General features: G+C 33.7%; 12 protein-coding genes. 5 read left to right on the forward strand and 7 right to left on the reverse strand.

Going from position 1 to position 12,202, the window contains the following annotated elements; genetic code table 11:
* Positions 1–5: 5 nt before the first annotated feature.
* The 7 genes from AC2DZ0_RS14075 to purH all read right to left on the reverse strand — a co-directional run bounded on the left by AC2DZ0_RS14075 (position 6) and on the right by purH (position 7,875).
* Positions 6–650, reverse strand: coding sequence for a porin family protein (locus AC2DZ0_RS14075; RefSeq protein WP_484642523.1), 645 nt, complete (start codon positions 648–650; stop codon positions 6–8).
* Between the two features lie 80 nt (positions 651–730).
* Entirely contained in the window at positions 731–2,008 is a 1,278-nt protein-coding gene (gene rodA, locus AC2DZ0_RS14080; protein WP_484642525.1) for a rod shape-determining protein RodA, read from the reverse strand.
* Positions 1,989–3,872, reverse strand: a complete 1,884-nt coding sequence (gene mrdA, locus AC2DZ0_RS14085; protein ID WP_484642527.1) for a penicillin-binding protein 2 — start codon at positions 3,870–3,872, stop codon at positions 1,989–1,991. Before mrdA ends, rodA begins: the two co-directional genes overlap by 20 nt.
* An 8-nt stretch (positions 3,873–3,880) precedes the next feature.
* Complete coding sequence (locus tag AC2DZ0_RS14090; protein ID WP_484490696.1) at positions 3,881–4,288, reverse strand: rod shape-determining protein MreD; 408 nt, start codon at positions 4,286–4,288, stop codon at positions 3,881–3,883.
* Positions 4,289–4,391: 103 nt separating this feature from the next.
* The gene (gene mreC / locus AC2DZ0_RS14095; RefSeq protein WP_484642528.1) at positions 4,392–5,192 is read right to left on the reverse strand and encodes a rod shape-determining protein MreC; all 801 of its coding nucleotides are present in this window, start codon (positions 5,190–5,192) and stop codon (positions 4,392–4,394) included.
* Between the two features lie 51 nt (positions 5,193–5,243).
* The gene (locus tag AC2DZ0_RS14100) at positions 5,244–6,272 is read right to left on the reverse strand and encodes a rod shape-determining protein (protein ID WP_484490698.1); all 1,029 of its coding nucleotides are present in this window, start codon (positions 6,270–6,272) and stop codon (positions 5,244–5,246) included.
* 76 nt (positions 6,273–6,348) lie between these two features.
* Entirely contained in the window at positions 6,349–7,875 is a 1,527-nt protein-coding gene (gene purH, locus AC2DZ0_RS14105; protein WP_484490699.1) for a bifunctional phosphoribosylaminoimidazolecarboxamide formyltransferase/IMP cyclohydrolase, read from the reverse strand.
* Between the two features lie 203 nt (positions 7,876–8,078).
* On the opposite strand from purH, the gene xrtF reads away from it, so the two are divergent.
* The 5 genes from xrtF (at position 8,079) to AC2DZ0_RS14130 (ending at position 12,201) form a co-directional block, all read left to right on the forward strand.
* Complete coding sequence (gene xrtF, locus AC2DZ0_RS14110) at positions 8,079–8,636, forward strand: exosortase family protein XrtF (RefSeq protein ID WP_484642530.1); 558 nt, start codon at positions 8,079–8,081, stop codon at positions 8,634–8,636.
* Entirely contained in the window at positions 8,620–9,063 is a 444-nt protein-coding gene (locus AC2DZ0_RS14115; RefSeq protein ID WP_484642531.1) for an exosortase F system-associated membrane protein, read from the forward strand. The genes xrtF and AC2DZ0_RS14115 overlap by 17 nt, the downstream gene beginning before the upstream one ends.
* A gap of 53 nt (positions 9,064–9,116) precedes the next feature.
* Entirely contained in the window at positions 9,117–9,539 is a 423-nt protein-coding gene (locus AC2DZ0_RS14120; protein WP_484642532.1) for an HYC_CC_PP family protein, read from the forward strand.
* 67 nt (positions 9,540–9,606) lie between these two features.
* Positions 9,607–11,850 carry a TonB-dependent receptor gene (locus tag AC2DZ0_RS14125; protein ID WP_484642534.1) on the forward strand — a complete coding sequence of 748 codons (2,244 nt, stop codon included), beginning with the start codon at positions 9,607–9,609 and terminating at the stop codon, positions 11,848–11,850.
* 9 nt (positions 11,851–11,859) lie between these two features.
* Positions 11,860–12,201: a heavy-metal-associated domain-containing protein gene (locus AC2DZ0_RS14130; RefSeq protein ID WP_484642535.1), complete on the forward strand. Its 342-nt coding sequence runs from the start codon at positions 11,860–11,862 to the stop codon at positions 12,199–12,201.
* Position 12,202: the final 1 nt, after the last annotated feature.

Genomic DNA, 12,202 nt, shown 5'->3' on the forward strand with positions numbered 1-12,202 from the left:
GTAGGTTATTTTTTTGAAGTTCTAAGAGGGATTTCCAATCCAGTAAGTAGTCTAATATTAGAGGATTTTACTCGAGGAAGTAAATCATCTACAATAGATTCTTGGGTTATGTTGTTTAAGCCTTGTGTATATCTTGCTTCAAAAATTAAGGTAGAAATTCCTATTGGAATTCTCATGCCAGCACCGAATTGAATTGAAAAATTCCAAGGTTCTATTTGGGTTTCAATTGGTTTTGAAGTGTCCCCTTTAGCTTGTTGTGTACTACTAAGTAGTTTAGAGGTTTCCAATCCTGCTAGTGCGTAAAATTTTTCATTAGTACTGTTGACTTTTACTAATACGGGTAAGGAGAAGTAATCAAGTTTTACACTGATACTGTCAATAGGTTCGTATTCATCGTCTAGTTTATGGCTTATTTTAGTACCTTCTTGACTATAGGAAGGCTGTATACTCAAATAGATGTTTTTTGATAAATCAAAGTCGATAAAGGCTCCTATATTGAGGCCAGGTTTTGATTTATATTTTGTATTGGCTTGCACATCTCCATTAAGTTTACTTAGATTTAGGCCACCTTGTATTCCAATTTTATGTTGTGAAAAACAATTTGTTGAAATAAGGATAAATAGCAAAGAATAAAATGTAATTTTTCGCATAGCATGAATTAGGTTAGTCTAACTAAATTACTAGTTTTTTTTAAAATAATGGATTGCTTATGTTAAATAATTGGTTGATTCTATAACTCGTAAGATTTACTTGCATCAAGTTTGATGAAAATAAAAAGAAGAATTGTGAAGCCCCATAAGCCAGAACCTCCATAGCTGAAAAAAGGGAGAGGTATACCAATGGTAGGGAATAAACCAATGACCATTCCGATATTGATTAAGTAATGAAAGAAAAATACAGCTGCTATTCCATAACCATAAACTCTACTAAAGGTAGTTTTTTGACGTTCTGCAAGTTGAATAATTCTTAAAACAAATAAAGTAAAGATGACAACTAAAAATGAGGTACCCAAAAATCCCCACTCTTCACCGATAGTACTAAAAATATAATCGGTTTGTTGTTCAGGAACAAAATTTCCTTGTGTGCGATCTCCTTCTAGAAAGCCCTTTCCGGAGAATCCACCAGATTTAATGGTTAATACAGATTGATTAGTGTTGTAGCCAACACCTCTTGTATCTGTATTTTTCCCCAATAAAATATTGAATCTATCTCTATGTCTTTGTTCAAAAATGTTGTTGTAAACATAATCAACACTAAAAATGAAAAAACCACAAATAGCATACACGGCAGAAATTTTAAGCCAGTGGAATTTTAGAGAAATATTTCTATAGAATAAGATGTACAAAATAAATAATGTAAAGATTCCGTAGGTGCAGAGTAGTATAAAGTTAAACCCAAATGCTAGTGTTAAAATAAACAAAGCAATCGCAAATACACCTATGGCTATATAATATATAGGTAGGCCTTCTCTGTAAAGAACGAAAAAGAATGCGGTGTATACAAGAGCAGAACCCGGATCAGGCTGTAGGGTAATTAAGATGGCAGGAAGAAAAATAATAATAAACGCCTTGATTTGATTTTTTACTAATTTAAGGTCGTATTGCTTGTCAGATAATAATTTAGCGAGCGCCAAGACTGTTGCGAATTTAGCAAATTCAGAAGGTTGAAGGCTAGTAGCGCCTAGATCGTACCAGGAGGTGGCTCCATTAATTCTTTTTCCAAATGCAAATAAACCTGCTAAGGATAATAACGAACCTAGGTATATTAAGGAAGAGAAACGTTCATATAATTTGGCATCGATAAAAAGAATCATAATAATTAATACAAAACTTAGACCTATCCAGATCATCTGTTTTCCGTATTTGGTACCAAAGTCAAATATTTCAAATTGTTCATCAGAATAAGTAGCTGCATAAATATTCATCCAACCGAATACGATTAGAAAAAGATATAATAGAACTAAAGTTAGGTCTATTCCAGAAAATATATTATTCCTTTGAGCTCTCACTGTCTGGTTGAATTAATTGTTTTTTATATTCTTCTTCGAGATTTGTGTGCAACATGCGCTGTTCCCAATATTTATTGGTTGTCTTCCCAGTCAGGTATTTTTCTATCATGAGGCTGGTGATGGGAGCGGCGATCATAGATCCGAATCCTCCATTTTCTATATAGACAACAATTGCAATCTTAGGGTCTTTTTTGGGAGCAAAAGCTACAAAAATAGAGTGATCTTCAAATTGAATTTTCTCTCCATTGATTCGTTTAAAATTTTCAGCAGTTCCTGTTTTTCCACAGATTTCAATATCTCTCAACCTAACATGTTTTGCCGTTCCTGTTTTAAAAACATCATGCATTCCTTCAATAATCGGAGGGAAGTATTTTGGATTTATAGTGGTGTGTTTGAGTGTTGTGTAGATGGAGTCAATAGGAGTGTTGTCGCTTGTTTTCTTTAGGATGTGAGGGGTGTAAAAACGCCCTCTATTAGCAATAGCTGCAGTCATATTAGCCAATTGAATCGGGGTGGTTAAAATTTGTCCTTGGCCGATGGCGTTGGAGATGGTGTAAGTAGCTCTCCATCTACCGTCTGGATACCAGCGATTGTATAGTGCTGCATCAGGAATAAGACCTTTTTGCCCTTGTGGTAAGTCATATCCAAGATATTGACCAAGACCAAAACTACGGATATGTTTACTCCACACATTCATACCTTCTGATGCTGTTGGGTATTTTTCGATAATTCTGCGGTAAACGTTGGAGAAATAACTGTTACATGATTTAGCTAATCCTTGTCTAAGTTGTATGGGTTTATTGTAAATTCCACAGTGACAGCCCATGAATTCTGTGTTTCTTGCTCCATATTTGTATCCATGAAAACATCTGAAGGAAGTGGTTGGTGTTATAATTTCTTCTTGCAGTCCCACAAGGCCTTGAACAATTTTAAAAGGAGAACCTGGTGCGTATTGTGCAAGCAGACTTCTATCATACATAGGCTTGTTAATACTGTCATAGAAAAAAATAACTGAATTTTTTGATCTTTCTCTACCTACCATAAGATTAGGATTGTAGCTAGGCATGGTTATTAAACTCAGGATCTCACCAGTACTAGGTTCAATCGCAACAATTCCTCCACGTTTGCCGGCCATAAGTGCCTCTCCGTATAATTGTAGCTGATTGTCTAAGGTTAGTGTTAAGTCTTTTCCATCAACAGGGATTGTATCGTATATGCCTCCTTTGTAAGGACCAATTATTTTATTGAAATGATCACGTTGTAGGTATTTTACACCTTTGGTTCCTCTAAGGAAATTTTCATATTGTTTTTCTACACCTGTTGTTCCAATCAATTCACCTGCTTGGTAGTATGGATTTTTCCTGGCAATTTCATCATTTACTTCATTTACATAACCCAGTACATTTGCAGCAGAGTTATGAGGGTAGTTTCTCAATAGTTTTCTTTCAATAAAAAAGCCTTTGTATTTATGCATTTTCTCTTGAAGATAGGCATAGTCTTCTTTGGATAGATGCGCTAAAAAGACGGAAGGTAACCTCTGAGACCAACGTTTGGCTTTGTGAAAACGTTTTAAGAAATAATCTTTATCAATATCTAATAACTTACAAAACTCGATCGTATCCAATGGTTTTACCTCTCTTGGAATAATCATTAAGTTGTAAGATTGTTTGTTGGCGACCAATAGTTCGCCATTTCTATCATAGATATAACCTCGTTCTGGGTAGTCAAATACCTTTTTAATAGTCGAGCTTTTAAGGTTAGTTCCCGTGTTGGAATGACTAATCACTTGCAGGTAAAACAACTTTCCGATAAAAACGAAAGCCATGGCTATAATGAAAAATGATAAAAGATATCCTCGTTTCATTACAGTAATTATTGGTTCATAAATTTATTTTGTCTAGTCAGTAAGATGGCAAGTACAATTAGGATAATTGTGAATAATCCATTTGTGATTGTCTTAAACAAGATCGTTCCAATTTCCTTTAGACTAAAATATTCTAAACCGAATAGAATAAAATGATGGACTAGTGTAAGTATGGTTACGTACGTTACAATTCTAATTACAGGTTCGTTGTTTAGCTTAAATAGTTTAAAATCGGTATCCTGTGTGTTTAGTAAAAGATTGAGAATTGGAAGACTAAAATAAGCAGTTGCAACAGTTGCCGCAGCATTCACTCCACCAGTGTTAGAAAAAATATCAATGCAGAAACCAAACAAGAAGGAAACTATTAAAAAGTTAGTTCTTTTTGTTTCAATCGGATACAAAAAAATGAATAACAAATAAAGGTTTGGATTGATGAATCCAAAAAAATAAATATTGTTCAGAACTAGGGTTTGTATTAAAACCAGAAAAACAAACCGGAAAGCTATAATTAAGGTGTCTCTAGTCATTTGCTTGTAGTTCTAAGATTTCTTCCTTATCTAAATTATGGATGGCATATACGTATCCAATGTTACTCATGTCCATAAATAATTCCACCTCAATATTGTCATAGCTTTTATTAGAAGCATCAAAACTTTTAACGACACCAATAGGTATGTTATCCGGAAATAAAATAGACTTTCCTCCAGAAACGATGGTGTCACCGATATGTATGTCTGCCTGTCTTTGAATGTCTAATAATTGAGAATATTTATAATCCTGTCCGTTCCATGTTAAGGTACCAAAATAGTTGTTTTTTTTCAGTCGTGCATTTATTTTGGAGTTACTGTTTAGGACGCTTAACACTGTAGCATAATTGCTAGAAACTTTATTAACAACACCAATTACACCTGTATGATTGATGATTCCCATGTCAATAGAAATACCATCTTGACTACCTTTATTTATGGTTAGTATGTTGTTTCGTTTGGTATAACTGTTTTGAATAACCTTGGCAGCAATAAATTTGTTTGTAACTGAAAGGCTATCTAGATGCATCTCAGGCAATGATTGATTGCTGATTAAAGAGCGTAACTTTGCATTCTCTTGAGCAAGTCTTAGATTGTCTTCTTTTAAAACACTGTATTCAAAGAAAGAAGTAGATTTCTCTAAAAGTCCACCAGAAATGGCGTTAGCCGAATTAAAAAAATGACTTTTATGATAACTATGGGATTGTATTGTAAATCCTGTAGCAATAACTTCCAACAATAGGAAAAGCAAGAAATATTTGTATTTTTCAATAAAATAGGCAATTTGCTGCATTGATATTGTTGGCTATAAAAGTTCAATACTGTAAACGTATTAAAACTATTATTATTTTAATAAAACACTTTTGTAAACATCTATTTTCTTTAGAGCAATACCAGTACCTCTAACAACAGCTCTAAGTGGATCTTCAGCGATATATACTGGTAAGTCCGTTTTTTTAGATAGACGTTTGTCCAAACCTCTTAGCATAGATCCACCGCCAGCAAGATAGATACCTGTATTGTAGATATCCGCAGCTAATTCAGGCGGAGTTTTAGATAAAGTTTCCATTACCGCATCTTCAATACGTAAGATAGATTTGTCTAAAGCTTTGGCTATTTCTCTGTAAGAAACTTGTACTTGTTTAGGTTTACCACTAAGTAAATCACGTCCTTGAACAAGCATGTCGTCCGGAGGAGTTTCTAGGTCTTCTGTAGCAGCACCTATTTGAATTTTTATTTTTTCAGCGGTAGTTTCTCCAACAAATAAGTTGTGTTGCGTACGCATGTAATACATGATATCTCCGGTAAATAAATCACCGGCAACCTTTACAGATTTGTCACATACAATTCCCGCTAAGGCAATTACTGCAATCTCTGTAGTACCACCACCTATATCAATAATCATATTACCTTTAGGCTCCATGATATCTATACCTACACCTATCGCTGCAGCCATCGGCTCATAAATAAGGTAGATTTCTTTTGCATTCATATGCATGGCAGAATCACGAACGGCACGTTTTTCTACTTCTGTAATTCCAGAAGGAATACAAATTACCATTCTCAGAGCAGGAGGAAACATTCTCTTTTTTATAGAAGGAATATTTTTGATGAATTCCTTTATCATTTCCTCAGATGCCTGGAAATCTGCAATTACACCATCTTTCAAGGGACGGATGGTTTTGATGTTTTCATGAGTTTTTCCTTGCATCAGGTTAGCTTTCTGACCTGTTGCAATTATTTTCCCAGAAGATCTGTCTCTAGCTACAATTGAGGGGGCATCTACAACAACTTTTCCATTGTGAATGATAAGTGTGTTAGCCGTTCCTAAATCAATAGCAACATCTTCAATCATGAAATCAAAAAAACCCATAGTTCTTTTTGTGGTGTTATGTTAATATAAAGAATGTGTTCACCTGTAGATGAACACATTCCCCAAATTTAGTGAATTAATGTTTAAAATGACGTGTTCCTGTGAAAACCATTCCAATGTTGTTTTCATCACAGTAATCAACAGATAATTGATCTTTGATAGATCCTCCTGGTTGAATCACTGCTTCAATTCCTGCGTTACCAGCAATTTCAACACAGTCAGGGAAAGGGAAAAAGGCATCACTTGCCATTACCGCTCCTTTCAAATCAAAATTAAAAGTTTTTGCTTTTGTAATTGCTTGCTCTAAAGCATCAACTCTTGAAGTTTGTCCTGTTCCACCTGCACAAAGTTGCTTGTTTTTTACAAGGATAATTGTGTTTGATTTTGTGTGCTTACAGATTTTTGAAGCAAATAATAAATCCTCTATTTCAGCATCAGAAACAACACGTTTAGTTACGTTTGTCAATCCTTCTTTAGAGTCAGTAACATTGTTCGGGTCTTGAGCTAAAACACCATTTAATGCAGTTCTGTAGCTGATGTTAGGGAACTCAACATCTTTTTGAACTAAGATAATTCTGTTTTTCTTTCCTTTTAGAATTTCTAACGCTTCAGGTGTGTATGACGGAGCAATAACAACCTCACAGAATAAACTGTGGATTTCTGTAGCAGTTGCTTCATCGATTTCTTTGTTAGCAATTAGTACTCCACCAAAAGCAGAAGTAGGATCACCAGCTAAAGCATCAATATAAGCTTGTTTTAAAGTGTCTCTTTGTGCAAAACCACAAGCATTGTTGTGTTTTAAAATAGCGAACGTTGGAGCTTCTCCTTTGAATTCTCTAATTAAGTTCACGGCAGCATCTACATCTAATAAATTATTAAATGATAACTCTTTACCATGCAATTGGTCAAATAATTCTTCTAAATTACCATAGAAAAATCCTTTTTGATGAGGGTTTTCTCCGTAACGTAATTGTTTAGAAGTATCAAAGCTTTGTCTGAATTGAGGCTGGTCATCATTCATGTAATTGAAGATAGCCGTGTCATAATGACTAGATACAGCAAAAGATTTTGCTGAGAATGATTTACGTTGCTCAATAGTTGTAGCACCATTTTGCTCAGTTATAATATCTAAAAACTCTCCGTATTGGTCCATTGAAGAAACGCAAATTACATCTTTAAAGTTTTTAGCAGCGGCTCTAATCAAAGAGATTCCACCGATGTCAATTTTTTCAATAATATCTTGCTCAGGAGCTCCACTAGCAACAGTTTTTTCAAACGGATAAAGATCTACTATAACAATGTCAATTTCCGGAATTTCAAACTCTTCAATTTGTTTTTGGTCACTTTCGTTTTCACGTCTGTTTAAGATTCCTCCAAAAACTTTTGGGTGTAAAGTTTTAACGCGTCCTCCTAAAATAGAAGGGTACGATGTTAAGTCTTCCACACGAACTACATCAATACCTAAATCTTTGATAAAAGTTTCAGTACCTCCAGTTGTGTAAATAGTTACATTTAACTCATTTAATTTCTTTACAATTGGCTCTAAACCATCTTTGTGAAATACCGAAATTAAGGCAGATTTTGCTGTTTTGCTAGTGCTCATTTTATGTGTTGTAAAATTTTCTGCGAAGTTACTAATATTGTGATGTTTTCGCAACAATAATTCAACACCAAGAACGATTATTTTTCGTTTATATTTTGTCTGACTTTAAAAGTTATTCGAAAGAAAAAAAATCTATCACATTATCTGTGCCTTTCACTTGAATTAAAATTGGTATTTTTGAGAAAATTGTAAAAGGAATTAGTTTGAGTAAAAGAAAAAGTGTTCTCTTTTTTTTGGCGAAATTTTTCGGTTCTTATTTTTTTATGTTTGCCATGTATTCTTATTATTTGCATACAACGCAAAAAAAAGATTTGATATTTCAGTGTGCTCCTATCACGGAAACGGTTGCAGAGCAAACCATTGCTGTACTTCAGTTTTTTGGTTATAATGCTCAAGCGGAACAACATAATCAAGAGCTTTCAGTGAAGTTGATTTTAGATGATGTTTATTTGGCTCGAGTTATAGAAGGATGTAATTCAATTAGCGTCATTATTTTATTTATAGCTTTTATTGTTGCTTTTCCTGGATCTTTGAAAAAATCATTGTTGTATTCCTTAGCAGGGGGAATTTTGATTTATTTACTGAATATTTTAAGAATTGCATTTTTAACTGTTGCACTAGCTAAATTACCAGAGCAAAAAGAGATGTTACATAATTTAGTTTTTCCATCTATTATTTATGGATTGGTATTTCTGTTATGGGTTATATGGGTAAATTATTTTTCTAACTATAAGCAAGTGCGTGATGAGAAGAATAATTAGATATTTTTTAGTTTTTGTTTTGCTGATGGCTTTGGTTTTGGTAAGAGCATTTGAAAATGATATGTTTTATGATCCTTTTATTGTTTTTTTTCAAAATGATTATTTGTACACTTCAATCCCGGAATTTGATTATGGAAGGTTGATTTGGGATTTGTTTTTACGTTACTTACTGAATTCAACAATTTCACTAGGAATCATTTATTTGGTTTTTGAAAAATTAGGCTTTGTAATTTTATCGGCAAAATTATATGTGCTTGGTTTTATATTATTAATTTCTGCCTATGTGTTTCTATTGTCTTCAGGTTTTGAAAATGGATACCTTTTGCCTTTTTATGTGAGGCGTTTTTTAATTCATCCTTTGTTTTTACTGCTTTTGATGGCTGCTTTATTTTATGAGAAAATAGCAGGAGTAAAACCAACCTTGTAATATTTTAACAAGTTTTAAGCTTTTTGGATTGTAGTTTTGATTAAATTTGTAGTGTGAAGAAACAACTGCAAAATATTGGAACAATGGTACTGGCACTTTTGGTGCTTTTCTCTTCATTGTCTTTTGGTATAAGTAAGCATTACTGTGCAGGAGAGGTTTCTGAGGTTTCTTATTTTGTAGTTGCTGAGGGGTGTGAAATGCCTGAGGTGAATCCTGTTTGTGAGACATCAACGACACCAGTTGTTGAAAAAAAATCTTGTTGCGAAAATAAATATCAGTTTGTTGATGGAAACGATTTTCCTTCAAAAAAAATCGCTTCATTAGTTTCCTATGGTTTCCCTGTTGCTGTTATACAGCATTGGAAAATATCATTTTCTTTACTTGAGGAAAAGTTTGATCTTCATAGTTTTTTCCAATATCATTCACCACCAATCCAAAAGGATAGAGTGGTTGTTTATGAGTCTTATTTGATTTGAATATTAGTTTTTTAGGAAAATCTAGTATGAATATTTGCGTTATAGAGGCGCAATAAAAAATCAAAAAGTGAAATATAGTTATATAATTTTACCATTTGTTTTTGTTACCCTAATGTCATTTTCTCAAGAGAATTTGAAAGGTATGGTAATGATTGCAGATGAAGACAATGTTGTTTCTGGTGTGCCAGGAGCTTCATTGTATTGGTTGGGGACAACCGAAGGAACAATAACTAATAATGAGGGGTGGTTTGAGATTGATTTAAATCAAAAATCAAAACGTTTGGTTATTAGTTACGTAGGGTACAAGACAGATACGCTATTGGTTTTAGATAATAAGGAATTGCATTATTTTTTAAAACCTGATACTTCTTTATCGGAAGTAGCACTTAATGTAGCTCGAAAATCAACTTCCGCTTCCTTTTATAATCCCATAAATACCATTACAATTAATGAAACGGAATTGTTAAAGGCAGCATGTTGTAATTTGTCAGAGAGTTTTGAAACAAACCCCTCTGTTGGTGTCAGTTATTCAGATGCAATTTCAGGAATTAAAGAAATTAAAATGTTAGGTCTAACAAGTCCTTATATATTGATTTCTCAAGAAAATATACCTTCTGTTCGTGGAGCTTCTCAAGTTTATGGGATGTCTTTTATACCGGGTACCTGGATTGAAAGTATCCAGGTCACCAAAGGAATGGGATCTGTAGTAAACGGGTTTGAGAGTATTTCTGGACAGATTAATACAGAACTAAAAAAACCGAGAAATGCGAATCGTTTTTTTGCGAATCTGTATGGTTCAGGATCTGGAAGGTTGGAGTTTAATTCACATATTTTCAAAACTATTTCTGATTCTTGGAGTACTGGATTGTTTGTACATGCAAACCAAAGGAGCTTAAAGGTAGATAGAAATAATGATTATTTTTTGGATGCACCATTAGGCTCTCAATTGAATTTATTGAATCGGTGGCAATACGCAAACCCAAAATCTGGATGGGTTAGTTTTTTAGATCTTAAATTTGTGACAGATTCAAAGCAGGTTGGAAGTGTGTTTTACAAACCTAAAGCAGATAAGTTTCAAGGAACAGAATATGGTGGAGAAATTGACACAAAGCGGTTTGAACTATTTACAAAGTTGGGCTATGTGTTTAAGGATAAGCCTTATCAAAGTATAGGAATTCAGTCATCCTATAGCAATCATAATCAGGAGTCTTATTTTGGGTACAATACTTATAATATTGAACAGAACAGTTTTTATTTCAATTCTGTTTTTCAGTCTATATTGTTTAATACGATGCATACGTTTAAAACTGGGGTAAGTGTTGCTCATGATAATTATGTAGAGCAGGTGTTAATGAAAAACTATTTTAGAAATGAAAACTCTATTGGTGGATTTTTTGAGTACACTTATGATAATATTGATAACCTAACCTTGGTTGCTGGTGTAAGAATAGATTATCATACGGTAATGAAATATTTTTACACCCCTAGGATTCATATTCGGTATGAGCCGTGGCAGTCTGGAGTATTTAAATTAGCTGCGGGTAAGGGGCAAAGGGTTGCAAGCATTTTTTCTGAAAATCAAAAAATGTTTGCATCTTCTAGGTCTATTTCTTTGGAAAATTCAAAACGAGGGGCTTATGGATTGAACCCTGAGGTTGCATGGAATTACGGAATCAGCTATTTGCATAAAACAAAAGTGTTTGGAAAGCCCTTCTCTTTAGGGTTGGATTATTTTATCACTGATTTTTCGCAACAAGTAATTGTAGATTATGATCACTCTCCTCGTGAGGTGCTGTTTTATGATTTAAAAGGACAGTCAAAGGCAAAGTCTTTTCAAGTTGAATTGAATTATCAATTGCATCGTTTTTGGGATGCAAGAATTGCATATCAATTAAATGATGTACAAATAGATTATAAGAAAGGGCGTTTACAAAAGGCGTTACAGCCAAGAGAAACTTATTTTTTTAATATAGGATATCAATCAAAGTTGATCCATGAAAAACAATGGAAATGGGATATAACTTATAATTGGCTTGGAGAGCAACGTATTCCGGATACAAGTCAAAACCCATTGATGTATCAATTAGATGCATATTCGGAGCAAACGCAGTTGTTGTATTCTCAACTGACTTATGTATTATCTAAAAATCTTGAATTTTATTTGGGAGCCGAAAATATTTTGAATACTACACAAAAGAATCCTGTTGTGGCTAGTGAAGATCCTTTTGGTGCTTATTTTGATTCAACTTTGGTGTATGCTCCTATATTAGGAAGAATGTATTATGGAGGTATTAGGTATAATTTAAATTAAATGTAAATCATGAAAAAAATAATTTTAATGTTGTTTCTTGTTGTTTCGGCTGGGGCAATATCTCAAGAGGTTCAAGAGAAAAGTAAGAAAAAGAAAGTGGTAATGACTGTAAATGGCAATTGTGAAATGTGCAAAGCCAGAATCGAGAAGTCTTGTTTAAAAACTGCTGGGGTGAAATACGCTTATTGGGATGTCAATTCTAAGCAATTGAACCTTGTGATCAACGAATACAAAACATCTAAGAAGCAAATAGAACAATCTATACTCAATGTAGGGCATGATGTTGATTCCTTGAAAGCAAAGCCAGATACCTATGACTCATTGCATACTTGCTGTCAGTACAGAGATTAAT

The sequence above is a fragment of the Flavicella sp. IMCC45668 genome (assembly GCF_057219105.1).